The organism is Caulobacter sp. GW822-FHT01G02 (genome assembly GCF_058802865.1).
The window spans coordinates 136,122-152,243 of the sequence record NZ_JBXAON010000008.1 but is presented as its reverse complement, the minus strand read 5'-3'; the positions used below and the strand labels follow the sequence as shown (position 1 = coordinate 152,243).

Here is a 16,122-nt window from a genome sequence, read left to right as displayed (position 1 = left end):
ACGGCAGGATGGTCCTGGTCCGGGGCGCTGGAAACCGTCCCATGACCCGTCAATCTCCCGCCCTGTCCGCGGCCGAGTCCAAGATCCGTATCCCGCTGAGCGATCTGGGTCTGGCGCCCGAGAACCTCCGGTTCGACGAACCCGCCGACGATGGCATCGACCAGCTGGCCGACACCATCGCCGCGGCCGGCGTCATCATCCCGCCGATCGTCCGGGCGGGTCGCAATAACGAACAGGCCTATATGGCGCTGGACGGCCGCCGTCGCCGCATGGCCCTTCTGACCCTGGTCGAGCGCGGCGTCATCGACCAGACCTACGGGGTGGACTGCATCTTGGCTTGCGGCAAGGCCGCCCAGGCCGCCGCCATCGTCCTGCCCAACGCCGAAACCGCCCCGGTGCATATCGCCTCGATCATCACCGCGATCGGCAATCTGCGGAAGGCCAAGATGGACACGGCCTTCATCGCCGCCTCGCTCGGCTATTCGGAGCTGGAGATCAAGCGTCTGGAAGCCCTCGCCGGCGTCCATCCGACCGTCCTGTCCGCCCTGCGCCAGGGCCGCCTGACGCTCAAGCAGGTGCGCAGCTTCGCCCGCATCCCCGACAAGAAGCAGCAGGCGCAGCTGGCGCAGTCGGCCCTCGACGGCCACTTCCAGGACTACCAGCTGCGCAACATCGTCGAGACCGGTCGGGTGACGAAGGAAGACCACAGGTTTTCCCTGGTCGGCGAGGCGCGGTACCTGGCGGCCGGCGGGCGACTGGACATCGATCTCTTCGGAGAGCTGCCCGATCGCGTCCTTGATCCGGACATCCTCGACCAGGTCTGGCGCGAGCGGGTGGGGCCGCTGGTCGCCAAGATGCAGGAGCGCGGCCTGACCGTCTTCGTCGGTCCCGACGCCGGCTACCGCGCGCCCGACGACTTCGAGTCCCTGCCCTATGTCATCCACGCGACCCTGCCCGAAGCGCTGAGAAGCGCCCGGCTGGAGGCTCGCGACGCGGTCGACGAGAAGCTGGCGACGCTGCGCGATGTCGGCCTGGCCGCCGACGGCGCCCTCGAGGCGATCGACGAGGTGCTGGTCGCCCGCCAAGCCCACGCCGCGGTGGCGCTCGGCAAGCTGACCCTGGGCGCGGTGCTGTTGTCCCCCAATTCCGAGCGTGGCGTCGATGCGACCTTCTACACCCACCCCGAACCCGAGGAAGACGAGACGATCGAGGACGAGGCGGACGAAGACGACGGGGACCGATCCGTCTTCGGGCGCACGCCGACCGTGGTCGACCTGGTCACCCCCAAGGCCGTCGTCGCCGTCGAAGGGGTCGGTCATAGCCTGCACGAGGTGCGGACCGACCTGGCGACCCGGGGTCTCATCCGCGACCTGGCCGACAATCCCGGCGCGGCCCTGACGGCGCTCGTCGCCCAGCTCTTCAAGCTTCTGGCCCTGACCACCCATACCTACCACGACGAGTCGGCCCTGGCCGTTTCGGCGACGAAGTACAGCCGGGGCGGCGCGACCCCGCACCCGGCGCTCGACGGCGAGGTTCGCGCGCGCTTGGCCGCCAGGCGCGAGGCCTATCTCGCCTCGGGCCTGCGGCCGATCGGCTTCGTCGACGGCTTGCCCCACGGCGAGAAGATGGCGTTGCTGGCCGAATTGGTCGCCATCAGCCTCAATGTGCGCGAGGCCCGCACCAGCCTCGTGCGTCACGCGGCGCGGGCGGAGGCCGGGGAGATCGCCGCGCTTTGCGACGCCGATCTCAGCGTCCACTGGACGCCGGACCAAGCCTTCCTGGCCGCCCACTCCAAGGCGCAGCTGACGGCGATGCTGGCGGAGATGCAGGTCGAGGACCCGCGTGCGGCGACCCTCAAGAAGGACGAGCTGGTGACCTTCGTGGCCGAGGCCGCGGCCGAGCGGCAGTGGGTGCCGGCCGCCCTGGCGTGGAGCGCCAAGGTCGAGCCCGACGAGGTCGGCGAGGCCGGAGCCGCCGAGGCGCCGGCTGACGAGAGCGATGGCCAGGAAGCCGACCCGCCCGAGAGCGCGGCGGCGTGATCGCCAGGGGCCCCCTCTGACGAGGGGGCCCTGCTTGCGCCGCCGGGTCCGCGGCGTCTGGACATTGGGCGGGGCGGGGCCGCCCGGAGGCAAAGGGACGGGGCTGGAGGCGAGCCCGTCGGGACTGGAGGGAGGAGCCCTCCGCGGCGGGTGATCGAAGGATCTCGCCATGACCGCATCGCTGCCCCTGTTCGCCGCGCACGCCGACGCCAGCGCCAATACGCTCTCGGCCGCCAGGGCGCTTTCAGCGCATCTCAATCGTTCCCGCACCCTTGATCGCAAGCTCATCGCCGGCGTGATGACCACGACGTTCGGGGCGTCGGACGCCGATGGCGCCTGGACATGGCGAGACGCCTATGACGCGGTGGAGGCGGCCATGGTGCTGCAGATCCGCCGCTTGGCGCCGCAGGTCTCGCGGCTGGAGGACGCGCCGGCCGAGATCTGCGCGCTGCTGGCCAGCCTGAGCGGCCTCACCCCGACCCAGACAAGGCGCTCGGAGGAGCAGGTGGCGCTCGACCAGTTCTCGACGCCGCCCCAGCTGGCGGCGCTGGCGGTGCTCGCCGCCCAGGTGCGGGCGGGCGATGTCGTCCTGGAACCCTCGGCCGGAACCGGGCTCCTGGCCGTGATCGCCGAATCTTGTGGCGGCGCGGTTTGCCTCAATGAGCTGGCGCCCGGTCGCGCAGCCCTGCTCGACGGGCTGTTCGCCAGCGCGGCTCGCACGCGCCACGACGCGGTTCACCTGAAGGACCTCCTGCCCCAGTCGGGCGCCTTCGACGCCGTGGTGCTCAATCCGCCGTTCCAACACCTCGAGGCGCATCTGAGCGCCGCCTTGGCGACCCTGGCCCAAGGCGGTCGCCTCGCGGCGATCGTGCCGGCGCGGATGCTTGACGACGCGGCCGCGCTGGACCGGCTTGGACCGTTCGCCGCGGTCGTCGGCCGAATCGCGTTCCCGCCCCGCGCCTATGCCGGCCAGGGGACCGCGGTCGAGACCGGGCTTCTGGTCGTGGATCGTTCGCGATCGGGCGAGGCCGCCCCGCTCGTCATCTGCGCGAGCCTGGCCGAGGCCGCGCAGGCGGCCGCCGCCGTCGCCGCGCGGCCGACGGCCAAGCCTCGGCGGTTCCAGGTGGTCTCCCAGACCTCGGTCCTGGGCGCACGGGCGCGGTCGCTGGCCCTGCCCTGCGGACGGCTGAGCGTGGTCGATGCGACCGCGACCCTCGACTATCGCGTCGTCGATTGGACGGGAGAGGGCCAGGACGTCGGCCTCTATCAGGCCTACCGCCTGGGCCGCATCGCCATCGACGCCGCCCCAGCCCATCCCTCGGCCCTGGTGGAGTCCAGGCCGATGGCCTCGGTCGCGCCCCCGGCCCCCACCTATAGACCCGTCTTGCCGGTCTCGGTCATGGCCGAAGGGCGGCTGTCTGACGCGCAGCTGGAGACGGTGATCTATGCGGGCGAGGCACACGCGGCGATGCTGCCGGGATGGTGGCTCCTGGGGGAAGGGGCCCACGCCGTCACGCCCGCCACGGCCGAGACCGAGGGCGCGGTCAATTTCCGGCGCGGCTTTTTCCTGGGCGACGGCACCGGCTGCGGCAAGGGACGCCAGATCGCCGGCGTCATCGCCGACAACATGGCCCAGGGCCGCGTTCGCGCGCTCTGGCTGTCCAAGAACGACGCCTTGCTCGAGGACGCCCGGCGCGACTGGGCGTCGATCGGCGGCGGGGCGCGCGACATCGTCGCGCAAAGCGCCTGGAAACAGGCCGACGGGATCCGCCTCGACCGGGGGATCCTCTATTCGACCTACGCGACCCTTCGCCAACCGGCCCGAGGGGCGCGGCCGTCGCGCCTAGACCAGATCGTCGCCTGGCTCGGTGAGGACTTCGATGGCGTCATCGTCTTCGACGAGGCTCACGCCATGGCCAACGCCGCGGGCGGGGGCAAGGGTTCGCGCGGACCGAAGAAGGCCTCCCTGCAGGGCATGGCCGGTCTGGCGCTGCAGAACCGCCTGCCCAAGGCGCGCATCGTCTATGTCTCGGCCACCGGCGCCACCACCCCCGAGAACCTGGCCTATGCGCCGCGCCTGGGGCTGTGGGGCGGAACCGAAGCGCCGTTCCTCAATCGCGAGGCTTTCCTGAACGCGGTCGAGGCCGGCGGGGTGGCGATGATGGAGCTGATCGCTCGGGAGCTGAAGGCCCTGGGCCTCTACATCGCTCGGTCCTTGTCGTTCGACGGCGTTGAGTATGAGGCCTTGGGTCACGCCCTCACCCAGCAGGACATCGCCATCTGGAACGCGTGGGCCGACGCCTATCAGATGATCCACCGCAATCTGCGCGCGGCGCTGCAAGCCACGGGCGTCACCGATCCCGAAGGCAAGGTCCGCAGCGCCATGGCCGCCTCGGCCGTCATGTCGGCGTTCGAAGGGGCCAAACTCAGGTTCTTCGGTCATCTGCTCGCCGGCCTGAAGACGCCCAGCCTCATCGCCGCGATCCGAAACGACCTGGCGAGCGGCCGCTCGGCCGTGGTCCAGGTGGTCTCCACCAACGCCGCGGTCATGGAGCGCCGCCTGTCGCAGATCCCGGTCGAGGAGTGGAACAACCTCTCGATCGACATGACCCCCAAGGACCAAGTGCTCGACTACCTGATGTCGGCCTTCCCCGTTCAGGCCATGACCGAGGTCGAGACCGAGGACGGCGAGACGACCGTCGTGCCGCTCTTCGAGGACGGCAGGCCGGTGCTGAGCCAGGAGGCGCTCGCCCTTCGCGAGGCCACGATCGCCGACCTGGCCTGCCTGCCGGCGGTTCAAGGCGTCCTGGACACCCTCCTTGAGGTGCTGGGGCCAGATCTCGTCGCCGAGGTCACAGGCCGGCCGCGCCGGGTCGTCACTCGAGAGGGGCGGCGCGTCGTCGAGCGGCGCAGCGCTTCGGCGGCCAAGGCCGAAACCGACGCCTTCATGGGCGCGCGCAAGCGCGTCCTGGTGTTCTCCGACGCCGGCGGCACCGGCCGCAGCTATCACGCCGATCTCGCCGCGACCAATCAACAGCGGCGCGTGCACTATCTTGTCGAGCCCGGCTGGCGCGCCGATGCGGCGATCCAGGGTCTGGGCCGGTCGCATCGCACCAACCAGGCCAGCGCGCCCCTGTTCCGGCCGGTGACGACCGACATCCATGGCGAGAAGCGGTTCTTGTCGACCATCGCCCGTCGGCTGGACAGTCTTGGCGCCTTGACGCGCGGGGAGCGTCGATCCGCCGGAAACGGCCTCTTTCGGGCCGAGGACAATCTGGAGAGTCCCTGGGCGCATCGGGCCCTGCAGGCCTTCTACGTCGCCCTGCATTTTGGCCAGGTCGAGGCCATGACCCGAGAGGCGTTCGAGGCCAAGACCGGCCTGTCCCTGCTCGACCATGAGGGCAATCTCAAGGACAGCGACGACCTTCCGCCGATGAACACCTTCCTCAATCGGTTGCTGGCGCTCCGCATCGAAGACCAGAACGGACTGTTCGCCAAGTTCGAGACGATCCTGGCCGGAATCCTGGAAAAGGCGGCTGCGTCCGGGGCGCTCGACAAGGGCATGGAGGACGTCGTCGCCGACGACCTGGAGGTGCTGGGCGAGGAGGTGCTGCGCACGGACCTTTCGACGGGGGCGGAGACGCGCCTGATGCGGTTCGCCGTGCGCACGCGCCGCCAGCTGATCACCGCCGACGAGGCCTTGGCCGGCCAGACGCCGACGGGCCTGATGTTCGCGGTCAACAGCAAGTCCCGCCGCGCGGCGTTGATCGTGCAGGGCCTGACCACGACCGACGACAACGACCGGCTGATCCAGGCCGTAAGGTTGATCCGGCCCGAAAAGCGCACCATCGCCCCGTTGAAGGCCTTCGAGGAATCGGCATGGGAGCCGACGGACGAGCCGAGCTGGCGCGAGGCGTGGGCGGCCGAACTGGCGGCGGCCGACCCGTGGATATCGCGCGAGATCGCCCTGGTCACCGGGCTCCTTCTGCCGGTATGGGCGAGCCTGCCCAGCCGCCAGGCCACCGTGCGTCGCGTCAGGGCGCCCGATGGCCGACGCTGGCTGGGCCGCACGCTCGACATCGGCCAGATCCCGGCGGTGAAGGTCGCGCTGGGCCTGACCGACATGGCCCAAGCCGTCGGTGACGGAGCCTTGGCCCGACGAATGATCCTCGACGAAGGCGCTTCGATCGCCCTGGCCGGCGGGCTTTGGCTGCGGCGAGCCAGGGTCATGGACCGCTGGCGCATCGAGGTCGTCGGCGCGGCGGCCCAGCGTGAGGCCTTCCGGCTGCTCGGCTGCTTCGTCGAGATCATCAACTACCAGCCGCGCGTCTTCGTGCCGGTGGATCAGCCGCCGATCCTGACCGCGCTGCTCGACAAGTGGCCGGCTCAGACAATCCTGCCGGCGGCCGCCTGAGGCCAAAGGGCAAAGGGAGGCGGGAGAGAGCGGGCGATCCGGAACTGGGTCCGGCGCCGGCAGCGCCGAGAGCGCCATGTCCCCTACTCTCCCCCTTTCCCAATCCGTGACCTCTGCGGACGGGCTCGCCGAGGACGCCTCGATCCTGCGCTTCGACGTCGTAGACGAGCCGGCCGAGGCGCGTGTCGCCTCGATCGCCCAGCGCTACGGGTTCGAGGTGCTGCACGAGATCGAGGTGCTGGACCTGCTGCTGGACGCCGCGGGCCAGCCCGACGCCTTCACCTGCGCCGAGGCCCTGATCAACCGCTTCGGCGGTTTGCCGGCCGTCCTCGCCGCCGATCGGTCCGAACTCGTCAGGACGGTCAGCGACCAGGCCGCGTTCTCGCTCAAGCTGGCGCGCGACATCGCCGCGCGCCTGGCCGCCGCCGCTTTGCCGCGCCGGGACTTGCTGGGGTCGTCCGGCCAGGTGAGCGCGTTCCTGCGGGCGCAGATGGTCGGCCTGCCGCGCGAGGAGTTCTGGGTGCTGTTTCTGGATCGGCTGAACCAGCTGATCGTTTGCGAGCGACTGGGACGCGGGACGGTCAGCCATGTCCCGGTCTACCCGCGCGAAGTCCTGCGCCGCGCCCTGGAGGTCAACGCCTCGGCCATGATCCTGGCCCACAACCACCCCGCCGGCGATCCGACCCCCTCGGCGCCGGACATCGAAATGACCAAGCAGATCGTCGCGGCCGGCAAGGCGTTGGACGTCCACGTCTGGGACCACATGATCGTCGGGCGTGATCGCGTCCTGAGCCTGAAGGCCGAGGGGCTGATGTGACCGGCCACACCGGAGAACTCCACCCGTATTATTCGGGAGATGCGCGACGGCGAGCTCGTCGTCATCATCGACAGGCGATGATCGAGAAAGCCGGAACCGGAGAGCGGGTCTATCTCGCCATCAAGACCTTCCTCCTTGCCGAGAGCGACTATCGCCCTGGCGAGCGCGTCGATATTGGCGACCTGTCGCGTCGTGTCGGGGCCAGCGCCTCGCCCGTGCGGGCGGCGCTTCACCGCATGGCCGGCGAGCGGTTGTTGGTCAGCCACCAAGGCGAGGGCTTCTCCTTCCCGCGGCTCTCCGAGCCCGCGCTTTCGGACCTCTATCAGTGGAACGCCGCCTTGCTGGTCAACGCCCTGAGGGCTGGGCCGGCCCGCGCGCTTCCTCCAGCGCCGGAGATCGCCGTCTCGGCGCCGCTCGCTCGCCTGGAGGCGCTTTTCGCCGTGCTGGCCGCGCAGAGCGACAATGTCGAGGTCGAATGGGCCGTGGCCGGTGTCAGCGACCGACTGCGCCGGGTTCGTAGGGCGGAGATCGTTCTCGTCCCCGACTTCGGCGATGAAGTCGCCGAGCTTCATCGTTTGTTTGGAGACGGCGACAGCGGGGCGATCCGCACGACGATGGTCGCCTATCATCGCCGGCGTCTCCGCCTGGTGCCGACCCTCGTCCGTCATATGCACGGTCTGGCCGATCGCGAACCTCGCTGAATTCCAGAGGGATTTTCGACAAATTCCGCGTTATTTTCTGCTTGCTCTCCACCTTTTGGTCACACGCACAACCGTCACGGTGGGTGTGACCTCATCAAGGAGACCGTCATGCAACGCCAGGTCGTGATTGACATGGCGACCGTCCGGCGCACAATGGCCGCGCTAGTCGCCCTCGACGACGCCGCCTTCATGAGCGTGATCAGACTTGTCGATGTCGAACTCTGGGCTCAAGGCTGGCTCGACGCGGGCGCCAAGGCGTCTTGAGCCAAGACCTGGCGATTCGCCATTTCTCTCCAGCGCGCGTATTGTTCGACCTTAGCGGGATCGGGGTCGACCTCGCCCGCGAGCCAGAACCCAAACCAATCAAGATTTCGCTGATAGACGGCAAGGCGATGGCGCGGTTGGGTCTTGATGTGCGGCTCGCCCGGAAAGGCGTAGAGGTCGACCGGCGTCGTCGTGTGAGTGAGCCTGGCGAAGAGTTCGAAGCTAAGGCGATACTCCTGCTCGGGCATCTGCAGCAGCAAGGGCGTATGGATGCGCCCCGTGTTCAGCGCCGGGGACACTTCGCGCCAGCGCTCGGGCGTTTCGTCGGGCGCGCCCAGGCCCCAACTTCGCTTCAGGACCGAGTGGTTATCGCGTCCTGCAACGCCATTCAGCCAGTAATAGGCCGGTTCGATCTGGGTCGAGGCGATAGAGGCGGCGGCAAGCATCGAACTGTTCATGATGATCCACGTCGTCACTTCGCTGCCGAAGCTGAATCCGCCCATGCCCACGCGCTTTGGATCGATCAGGCCGTCGCGACCTAGTTGGGCGATAATGGCGTCGATCCCTTGAGTGGCGCGCCGATAGTCCCCGACCGCGTCGTACTGCTGCGGAGACTGAGCGGCCTTGTTGACGCAAAGGGCGGCGATGCCCTTCTGAGCGAGCAACGTCAGCGGATACTCATCGCCCAAGCCGCCGCGCAGATAGCCGTCGCAGAGATAGTAGGTGATGAACAGTGGCGAGCGCCTGTCGCTTCCCCCAGGCGGAAGGTAGAGCCATCCAGCGAAGCGCGTCCCGTCAGGGGCGGTCCACTCCAGTGGCTTAACCGCGCCAGCCGGCGTCAGATGAAGGTCGCGGTTCGGCGCGGCGAGCTCGGTCAACGCCTTTGTTTCCAGGTCGAGCCGGGCAAGGCGCGGTGGCGAAGTCGGTGTCGCCAGCACGCAAACCGCAACGCGGGCGCTGAGCGCGCAAGGCGTGTAGAAGTCGCCGCCGCCCGCGAGCCCGTCGGCCACGAGCACCTTTCGAAGGTGTCTGTCTGGGATCGACCACAAATAGAGCGCTTGGCGACGCGCCAGGTCACCCGCCGCGACCATGACCTCATCATGGCCGGGACGCCAGACGGCCCATGAAGCGCGCCCCTCAAGCCGATTGGAAAGCTCAACGATGCGGCCGTCCGGCCGACGAACGCGCAACGCGCCATCGGCGAGCTCTATCTCGCCAAAAGCTGACTTCGACCCGTCGGAGGCTTGATTTGGACCGGAGGACAAGGTCCCGGCTTCAGCGCCGTCCAGCCGCACAGTTCGCTTCGTAAGCGGCGTCTCCGACAACAGACCGGCGCGGCGGAACCATTTGCCCGTCAGTCTCTGCGCGGCCATGCGGCCATTGATCTCTCCTGCAGCGAAGAGGTTTTGCGCCACGTCGACGGAGGCGTCGATGCGCACGCCGGCTTCCTGTTGACGCTCCTCGGCGTCGAGGATCGCCGCCCGGGCGGGGCCAACACTATAGGTCAGGGCGGTTCCATCCGCCGCGAGACTGAACGAGACGACGTCGGCCGGATCGGACGTCACCGCGTCGCTGTGCTCGCCGGCGACCGTCCCGCGCCATACCTGAACCTGGCCGTCGAGGAGGGCGCGAAAGTAGATCCGGCGACTGTCGGAGGACCACTGGGCCGGCTCCTGCGGCAGGGTGCCCGCGTAGGTCCAAAGCGCCCTCCCCCCGTTAGCGACCCGTCGGAGGTTTGGCCTCCCGTCAAGATCGGCGACCCACCAGGTCAGCTCCCTGGCGTTTCGCGCCAACGAGGCCTGGTCCTGACGAAACGCCACATGCCGGCCATCGGGGGAGATCGAAAGACTTGAGACATCGACGACCTCGACCAAGTCCCGCAGTGACACCTGGGCAGCGGCGGGCGCCGCGCCCAGAAGCGCCAAGATCGCTAGCCCCCAGGGTTTCACCACGACTTCGCCAGCTGAATCGCGATAGTCCGTCCCAGCGGATTGGCGTTATCGCTGTCGAAGCCGATTCCTGACGAGGAGGTTCTCAGGTTCACATAGGGCGGATCACGATCGAACAGGTTGGCGACCGCGAGGCTGGCCCGTAGGCCGTCTGCTCGCCCGCCTGTGAAACGGTATCCCAGGGTCAGGTCCACCGTGGTCCAGGCGTCGACGTGCTCGTTCGGGGTCACCGTCTGGTTTCGATAGCCGTCGACAAAGTTCACGAAGGCGGCGGCGTCGAAGCCGCCCTGCGTCCAGCCCGCCCGCGCCCGCCAGCGCAATTTGACCGGTGAACCGACCGTCCCGACCGTGTCGACCTTGGCTGAGTTCTCCGTCACGGCCTGTTCGACCCTGAAGGTGTAGGTGGCGGCAAGGCCCAGGTTGATCTGACCCCCGCCCAGCGCCCGACGATAATCGATGTCGACGTCCAGGCCGTCCTGGTTGACGATGGCGAGGTTCTGGACCCGCGCGTCGACGATCACCTTCACGCTCGATGCGGGGATGTTGGACGGGTTGGAGAAGTAGGGACTGGCGTAGTAGCCGGCCACGACGCTGGCGGCCGGCGTGTCGGTCAGCAGGGCCGAATAGGCCGCGCGGTTGATCAGGGCGTTGAAAATGTCGCCGTTTATGCTGGCGATCCGGTCGCGATATTTCACCCGGAAATAGCTCGTGGTCAGCTTCACCCCAGGCGCGAAGGCCGGCTTCCACTCGGCAGTCGAGGTCCAGGTCTTCGCCCGTTCCGGCCCGATGTCGGGCGAATTGCCGATGAGGGCCAGGACGACCGTGCTTCCGGTCGGAGAGTTGGGATCGCTAAGGGGCGCGGGCTGGTAGAGGGTGCTGCCAACCCCCTGGCGCATGTCGTTGAAGCTGGGTGCGCGGAACGAAGTCCCGTAGGCGCTCTTGAGCACCAGGCCTTCCACCGGTTCCCAATCCAGGCCGACCTTTGGGTTGCTGGTCGTGCCGAAGTCGCTGTAGCGCTCGATGCGTCCGGCGAGCGACACCTTCAGCTGACGCACTCCAGGGACAGCCATGGTCTCATCGACGAGCGGAACCAGAAGCTCGGCGAAGGCGGCGTCGATCTGGCGTGGTCCCGGCAACAGCAGACTGCTGGCGCGGGGCGTCGCGGCGCTGATGTCGTTGAAGCTGTCGTACCGGTAGCGCTCGTCGCGGTGCTCGGCTCCGACGGCCAGTCGAGCTTCGCCGGCCGGAAGGGCGAAGAGCGGCCCATCGGCCTTCACGTCAGCCGACCAGGCCTTGTAGACGCTGTCTGAAGAGGCGAACCCGCGGATGGAATTGATGGTCGCCGCCGGCGTCGAGCGCGCGTCCCCGAAGACATTGTAGGCGGTCGCGGGATTGATGTCCGCCAGGGCCAGGCCGAGGCGATAGGTGTTGACGTAGTTCTTGATCAGGGTGGCTTCTTCTTGGCGACCGTAGCCGACGCGCGCGGTCGCAGACCAGGACCCGAAGCTGCGACGCAGGCCGCCGGTGAGGTCATAGGCGCGCACATGGCCGCTATAGATGTTGGGACCAAGGTCGCGGACGAAGCTGTACTGGACCCTGACCGGTTGGTGGGTACCGATTGGATCGAGATAGAACGGATTGGCCACCGGCACGGTTACCGCGCTCTGGGATCCGGTCGGCGTGCGGAACGAAAAGCGCCGATCGGCCAACAGGGCCTGAACGAAGATATTGGTCTTCTTGCCGAGGTTCTGGTCAGCGCTGACATAGAGCGCCTGACGGGTTTGCCGAGGCAGGATGTCGGTGTCGAGCAGACCGTCTTCCTTGTTGGTGACCCCGCGGATCAGTTGGTCAGGACGCAAGGCCACGCCGTTTTGGCCGGCAGGAATGGCGAAGGTCTGGCCTCCCGCGACGATCGTGCCGGGACTGGCGTAGATCGACCGGTAATCCGGCCCGCCGAACGGACGAAGGTCCGACGTGGCATAGGAGCGTTTGGAGGCGGCCAGGGCGTCGCGCCTAGCAACCTCGTAGCCGACGACCACATGACCGCCGCTCCAGGTCTTGCCGGCCAGCAGGCCGGCCTGAGCTTCCTCCGCCCCGCCCTTAGCGCCGCCGTAGCGCAGCTGCGTGCTCAGGCCCTCGAAGCGGTCCCGAAAGATGACGTTCACCACCCCGGCCACCGCGTCCGAGCCATAGAGGGCTGAGGCGCCGTCGGCGAGAACCTCGATCCGTTCGATCGCGGTCGAGGGCACCAGCGAGATGTCCGCGAAAACGCCGGTGCGACCGCCCATCGGCGGTCGCGACCCGTTCAGCAGGACCAGGGTGGAGCTCGCGCCCAGCCCACGGAGGTTGATCGCCGAGCCGGCGGCGAGGTTGGCGCTGCTGCCGTTGCGGCCCGTGCCGTACATCGTGCTGTCGTTGGGACCGCCGCCATAGTTCTGCGGCAACGCCTGCACGATCTGTTGGGTGGTGGCGTAGCCGCTCGCCTCGATGTCGCGGCGGCTGATCGAGATCAGGTTCGAGCCGACAGGGCCGGCGCCCCGAATGCGCGTGCCGGTGACGACCAGTTCCGACAGAAGCTGGGGTTCAAGGATGGCGGCGTCCGCCGATGGACCCTGGGGGCGGCGCGGCGCCTTTATGATCGCTTGCGCGCCAGAGGCTTGTCGTTGAGCGACCAGATCGCTGTCGGCCAGGAGGCGTTCGAGGGCCTGGGCTTGGTCGATCGGCCCGCGCACTCCTTTGGTTTGAAGGCCTCGCAGGTCCGCCGATCGGTAGATCAGTTGGACGCCGCTCTGAGCGCCATAGGCGTCGAGCGCCTTTTGGAGATCACCAGCAGGAACGTCGAACGTCCGGACCTGCGCCTGGGCTGCGCTGGCCAGGATCAGGCCGCAAGCGCTCCCCACGAGCATCGTCTTCAGAATGTTGGATCGATTCACTATCACCCCCGTGTCTCGGCTCTCTTGAGCCCCTGAAAACAGGACAAGGGAGCCCGAGAAACCCGCATCAGGAGGGGCTGGAAATCTTCAGCACAGCGCCTTCTTTCTTGACCTCGAAGCCGTAGGCGTTACGCAGGAGCTCGGCGAAATCCTCAACATTATCTGCGGCGAAATTGCCTCCGATGCGCGTTTCCTCCGCCTGAGCATCGGTGATGACCAGCTTCGTCTGATTGTACCGATTGAACTCGGCGGCGACGTCCTTAAGCGGACTTTCGAGAAACTTCAGACGGCCAGTGCGCCAGGCAAGCGCTTCAGACACCTTTTCGGGCGCGTTCGGAGCCACCAAGATGGAAGCGGCGGATGCCATGGCGACATCGCCGCGCGTGACCATGGCCTGCGCACGAGGTCCGGTCGTGCTGTCGAGCCGGACGCGCCCTTCGAGGACGGCGACCTGCACGCGGTCGCCGTCACGGCGCACCGAAAACTTCGTGCCTAGGACCGTGATCGTCCGGGGTCCCGCATGAACTACAAACGGATGGGCGGCGTCGTGGGCCACATCGAAGAACGCCTCGCCATGGTCCAGCCAGACGCTGCGAGCATCGCTGGAGACGCTGACTCGCAGCTTGGTGGACGTGTTGAGCTCGACGCGGCTGCCGTCGGGCAAGGGCACGGTCTCGCGGCCGCCGATTTCCGTGGAAACAACACGGGGGGGCGCAACAAGTCTCGGGAGGACCGCGACCGCGACGAGACACGCGGCCAGGGCCGCTGCCGCTGGCCACATCCAGCGGCGGTTATGCGAACCCGGTCGCTCGCCAACGAGGGCGCCTTTGAGCGCAGGCAGGCGTCGAAGGCGTTCTTCGCCATGTTCGAGCCGCCAGAACGCCGCTTCATGTTCCGGACTCTCGGCCAACCAAAGGTCGAGCCCATGCGCGTCATCCGGCCCCCACTCTGGGCCAGAGCGCCGTTCCAGCCAGTCGGTGGCGCGGATCTCAACCTGTTCCCGGCTCATGGCTCACGCCCCTGGCGTCTGACCTTCGATGGTGCGGCTCGGATAAAATCGCCTTGTCCCCCCATCATAAAATCGATCAGCGCGCGGGTGCCGTAGACCAGATCGTGCTCCACCGAGCTGATGCTAACCCCGACGCGATCGGCAGTCTCCTGTCGGGTCAGGCCCTCCAGGCTGCGAAGCAAGATGACCTGCTGAACCCTGTCGGGCAGTCGCCCGAGCCCCTCGCGAAGCCGGGCGAGTTCTTCACGCGCGGATAGATGGCGGTCGGGCGCGATTTCCTCGGAAGCTGCATCGATCGCTTCCAGGTCAGCAACATAGTCGAACGAAACGATCCGAGCGCGACGGGCCAGGTTGATCATGTGGTTCTTGGCGATCGTGAAAACCAAGCCGCGCGTATTCCTGGGAAGCCCCTCTGCGGCAGCCGAGATGAGCTTGGCATACACTTCGTGGCGAATGTCATCAGCTTCGCTCGGATTACGCCAATTCCGATGGATATAGCGCATTAGGGCACCTTCCAGGGGAAGGACCTCCTGGATGAACCACGTCCTGATCGTGACCCTGTCGGGCATCAGTCCGTCCTCGCGCGCCGGCTTCAAGTCTATTGGACAATCGAAGCCGCAGACTCCGCAAAAGTCCGGCAACTGCCCCGGGCACCTCTAGGGACAGACGTTCGACACTTGGCCAAGGAGCTAGCCAACAAGGCAGCAGATCCTGCGAGAATTTTCGGAAAATCCTCGCGTTATTCCCTGCGTGTTCTCCACCTTCGGTCGCACCTTACAACCGTCACGGTGGGCGTGACCTCATGAAGGAGACCGTCATGGAACGGATCGAAGACCACATCGAAGACGCCCTGATCGACCTGGGCGCCGTCAGCGAAGAGACCAAGGGGCCGCAGGCCGGTGACGTCGAGTTCGGTGGCCGCCAGCCTCTGACCGGCCTTGCCGACGACTAATCGGCGCCGGCGCAATTAGCGTCGGTTCTGATCCCGCGCGGGACGTCCGGAGCCGACACTTCGGACGTCTCAACTTTCGCATCATCGTGGGCGAGACGCCAAGTCCGCCAAGGAGACGATCATGAACACCGAAGACAAGACTCCCGAATGCCCGATCGTGGACCTCGGCCGCGCCAGCGCCGAAACCAAAGGTCCCTACACCGAGGGACCGATCGAAATTATGGGCCACCGCGCCCCGATCGGCCTGTCGGACGACTAACCTGTGCTCGGGGCGTCTGCCCGTTGGCTGGACGCCCCGGCCTGACCTTAAAGGTTCCAAATGGCCTATCGCCTGCGATCGGGGCTCAGTTTTTGTCGTTCTGAAGGGCGCATCATCTTCCTGGACCTGGAGGCCGATCGCTACTTCGAGCTCGGCTCGCCGCTTGCCGCAGCGCTCGATCAGCTCATTGGAGAACAGGCGCCGGATGCGGCGCTGATGCTCGCCGGGCAAGGCCTTGTCGTCGAGGTCCCGGCAGAAGCGACGCCAATTAGCCCTTTCGCCTGGCCGTCGCCGGAGGACAGCGGTCTGGAACGTGCGACAGTCGCGAAGCCGGGTGCTGCTGATGTCTTCCTGGCCGGCCTCGCGCTCGCGGCTTCGGCAATTCGGCTTCGCCGTTGTGCCCTGAAGGCGACCCTCGACCGACTCTCACGCCGCCGTACCCGCCTAACCGCAAACCCCCATGGGGCGAAGATTAGCCGACTGGCCGATCGATTTTTGTCCGCGCGCCGGCTCCTGCCGTTGGAACCGATCTGTCTACGGGACTCCTTGGCGCTGTTGGAATTCCTGGCCATGCATGGGTGTGCCGCCGATCTTGTGATCGGTGTCCAGGCGGCGCCCTTCTCCGCTCATTGCTGGGTCCAATCCGGTGATTGCGCATTGAACGAGACGCTCCACCAAGCGCGGCGACATACGCCTATCCTAGCGGTGTAGCGTGCGGTTTATCGGCTTACTTGCGCGAAGCGGCCCAACTGGCCAAGCCGCGAGACGCGGTTTAGAGGCGCGCT

12 protein-coding genes are annotated in these 16,122 nt (G+C 67.4%); 8 read left to right on the top strand and 4 right to left on the bottom strand.

Translation table 11 applies throughout. The features are described from left to right. Positions 1-41: 41 nt before the first annotated feature. The 5 genes from AC1RNC_RS22105 to AC1RNC_RS22085 all read left to right on the top strand — a co-directional run bounded on the left by AC1RNC_RS22105 (position 42) and on the right by AC1RNC_RS22085 (position 8,235). Positions 42-2,039, top strand: coding sequence for a ParB/RepB/Spo0J family partition protein (locus AC1RNC_RS22105; RefSeq protein WP_062098376.1), 1,998 nt, complete (start codon positions 42-44; stop codon positions 2,037-2,039). Positions 2,040-2,208: 169 nt separating this feature from the next. Next, the gene (locus AC1RNC_RS22100) at positions 2,209-6,453 is read left to right on the top strand and encodes a bifunctional class I SAM-dependent methyltransferase/DEAD/DEAH box helicase (protein WP_062098378.1); all 4,245 of its coding nucleotides are present in this window, start codon (positions 2,209-2,211) and stop codon (positions 6,451-6,453) included. Between the two features lie 76 nt (positions 6,454-6,529). Continuing rightward, positions 6,530-7,270, top strand: a complete 741-nt coding sequence (gene radC / locus AC1RNC_RS22095) for a RadC family protein (protein ID WP_082749657.1) — start codon at positions 6,530-6,532, stop codon at positions 7,268-7,270. Between the two features lie 77 nt (positions 7,271-7,347). After that, positions 7,348-7,971 (top strand): GntR family transcriptional regulator, encoded by a 624-nt coding sequence (locus AC1RNC_RS22090; RefSeq protein ID WP_062098380.1) that lies wholly within the window; start codon positions 7,348-7,350, stop codon positions 7,969-7,971. 108 nt (positions 7,972-8,079) lie between these two features. Continuing rightward, positions 8,080-8,235, top strand: a complete 156-nt coding sequence (locus AC1RNC_RS22085; RefSeq protein ID WP_156447796.1) for a hypothetical protein — start codon at positions 8,080-8,082, stop codon at positions 8,233-8,235. Here AC1RNC_RS22085 and AC1RNC_RS22080 read toward each other — a convergent pair. From AC1RNC_RS22080 to AC1RNC_RS22065, 4 genes are all read right to left on the bottom strand, one after another. Next, positions 8,199-10,160, bottom strand: coding sequence for an Atxe2 family lasso peptide isopeptidase (locus AC1RNC_RS22080; protein WP_062098382.1), 1,962 nt, complete (start codon positions 10,158-10,160; stop codon positions 8,199-8,201). The two genes, AC1RNC_RS22085 and AC1RNC_RS22080, sit on opposite strands and share 37 nt — an antisense overlap. A gap of 20 nt (positions 10,161-10,180) precedes the next feature. After that, positions 10,181-13,090, bottom strand: a complete 2,910-nt coding sequence (locus AC1RNC_RS22075; RefSeq protein WP_062098455.1) for a TonB-dependent receptor — start codon at positions 13,088-13,090, stop codon at positions 10,181-10,183. Positions 13,091-13,184: 94 nt separating this feature from the next. Next, the gene (locus AC1RNC_RS22070; protein ID WP_062098384.1) at positions 13,185-14,126 is read right to left on the bottom strand and encodes a FecR family protein; all 942 of its coding nucleotides are present in this window, start codon (positions 14,124-14,126) and stop codon (positions 13,185-13,187) included. After that, positions 14,123-14,695 (bottom strand): RNA polymerase sigma factor, encoded by a 573-nt coding sequence (locus AC1RNC_RS22065; RefSeq protein ID WP_062098386.1) that lies wholly within the window; start codon positions 14,693-14,695, stop codon positions 14,123-14,125. Before AC1RNC_RS22065 ends, AC1RNC_RS22070 begins: the two co-directional genes overlap by 4 nt. A gap of 248 nt (positions 14,696-14,943) precedes the next feature. Between AC1RNC_RS22065 and AC1RNC_RS22060 the strand changes: the two genes are divergently transcribed. From AC1RNC_RS22060 to AC1RNC_RS22050, 3 genes are all read left to right on the top strand, one after another. Continuing rightward, positions 14,944-15,078, top strand: coding sequence for a benenodin family lasso peptide (locus AC1RNC_RS22060; RefSeq protein ID WP_156447798.1), 135 nt, complete (start codon positions 14,944-14,946; stop codon positions 15,076-15,078). A 121-nt stretch (positions 15,079-15,199) separates the two neighbouring features. Continuing rightward, entirely contained in the window at positions 15,200-15,337 is a 138-nt protein-coding gene (locus AC1RNC_RS22055; protein WP_156447799.1) for a benenodin family lasso peptide, read from the top strand. Positions 15,338-15,397: 60 nt separating this feature from the next. Next, on the top strand, positions 15,398-16,048 hold the full coding sequence (locus AC1RNC_RS22050; protein WP_062098388.1) for a lasso peptide biosynthesis B2 protein: 651 nt from the start codon (positions 15,398-15,400) through the stop codon (positions 16,046-16,048). Positions 16,049-16,122 lie beyond the last annotated feature (74 nt).

Bases quoted from the DNA above. Each gene is read 5' to 3' on its own strand.
- AC1RNC_RS22100 (WP_062098378.1), top strand. From the start codon at position 2,209: ATGACCGCATCGCTGCCCCTGTTCGCCGCGCACGCCGACGCCAGCGCC.
- AC1RNC_RS22060 (WP_156447798.1), top strand. From the start codon at position 14,944: ATGGAACGGATCGAAGACCACATCGAAGACGCCCTGATCGACCTGGGC.
- AC1RNC_RS22105 (WP_062098376.1), top strand. From the start codon at position 42: ATGACCCGTCAATCTCCCGCCCTGTCCGCGGCCGAGTCCAAGATCCGT.
- AC1RNC_RS22075 (WP_062098455.1), bottom strand. From the start codon at position 13,090: ATGCTCGTGGGGAGCGCTTGCGGCCTGATCCTGGCCAGCGCAGCCCAG.
- AC1RNC_RS22055 (WP_156447799.1), top strand. From the start codon at position 15,200: ATGAACACCGAAGACAAGACTCCCGAATGCCCGATCGTGGACCTCGGC.
- AC1RNC_RS22065 (WP_062098386.1), bottom strand. From the start codon at position 14,695: ATGCCCGACAGGGTCACGATCAGGACGTGGTTCATCCAGGAGGTCCTT.
- AC1RNC_RS22070 (WP_062098384.1), bottom strand. From the start codon at position 14,126: ATGAGCCGGGAACAGGTTGAGATCCGCGCCACCGACTGGCTGGAACGG.
- AC1RNC_RS22090 (WP_062098380.1), top strand. From the start codon at position 7,348: ATGATCGAGAAAGCCGGAACCGGAGAGCGGGTCTATCTCGCCATCAAG.
- AC1RNC_RS22085 (WP_156447796.1), top strand. From the start codon at position 8,080: ATGCAACGCCAGGTCGTGATTGACATGGCGACCGTCCGGCGCACAATG.
- radC (WP_082749657.1), top strand. From the start codon at position 6,530: ATGTCCCCTACTCTCCCCCTTTCCCAATCCGTGACCTCTGCGGACGGG.
- AC1RNC_RS22050 (WP_062098388.1), top strand. From the start codon at position 15,398: ATGGCCTATCGCCTGCGATCGGGGCTCAGTTTTTGTCGTTCTGAAGGG.